The organism is Cognaticolwellia aestuarii, from assembly GCF_002000025.1.
Lineage (GTDB): Bacteria > Pseudomonadota > Gammaproteobacteria > Enterobacterales > Alteromonadaceae > Cognaticolwellia > Cognaticolwellia aestuarii.
The window spans coordinates 1-822 of the sequence record NZ_MUZV01000029.1 but is presented as its reverse complement, the minus strand read 5'-3'; the positions used below and the strand labels follow the sequence as shown (position 1 = coordinate 822).

Annotated in this window: 2 protein-coding genes; both read left to right on the top strand. The window is 41.6% G+C overall.

Annotated features, from left to right (window positions below; translation table 11 throughout):
• The first annotated feature begins 65 nt into the window (after positions 1-65).
• On the top strand, positions 66-344 hold the full coding sequence (locus B0169_RS19460) for an IS3 family transposase (protein ID WP_004588900.1): 279 nt from the start codon (positions 66-68) through the stop codon (positions 342-344).
• Positions 345-355: 11 nt separating this feature from the next.
• Positions 356-822 (top strand): IS3 family transposase (locus tag B0169_RS19040; protein WP_235838647.1); only part of this gene is annotated, 467 nt, incomplete at its 3' end.

Here is an 822-nt window from a genome sequence, read left to right as displayed (position 1 = left end):
TGGACTTCCCATAGTTTGCTAGACACCTAATGAGTTACATTGTAACTTCTAAAAAGAGGTGTTTTATGAGCAAAGGCAAACGGTATACCCAAGAATTTAAAATAGAAGCAGTTAAACAAATCACTGAACGTGGTTATTCAGTTGCTGAAGTATCAGAACGATTAGATATTTGTACCAAAACGTTATATCACTGGCGAAGCCAGTTATCAGAGAAACCCAAACAAACCAAATCATCAGATGAACAGCTAAGGATCGCCAAGCTTGAGGCCGAGCTAAAACGTGTCACGGAGGAACGCGACATTCTAAAAAAGGCCGCAAGGTACTTTGCCAGCAACCCCGAGTAAAGTACGCTTTTATTCGTGAGCATCAAAATGAGTTTTCTATTGTTGCGATGTGTAAACTATTTAAGCTACACCGCAGTGGCTTTTATGCATGGTTAAAGAAGCCATTGAGTGACAGAGCAATCGAAGATAATCGTTTGCTTAAGCTTATTAAAGAGTTTTACGTTGCCAGTGGTGGCACTTACGGTAGCCCTTGGATACACGCAGATTTACGTGAAGCTGGTGAGCAATGTAGTGTTAATCGCGTAGCTAAGATCATGCGCCAACATAAACTCAAAGCGCAAATAGGCTATAAACGTCGCCATATTAAAGGCGGTAAAACATCACGCATTGCAGATAACTTGCTGGCTCGTCAGTTTAATCCTCCTGCGCCGAATCAAACTTGGGTAAGTGATATTACTTATGTGAGAACCTATGAAGGCTTCTTGTATGTAGCAACTGTCATGGATTTATTCTCTAGGCGCATCGTAGGCTGGTCGAT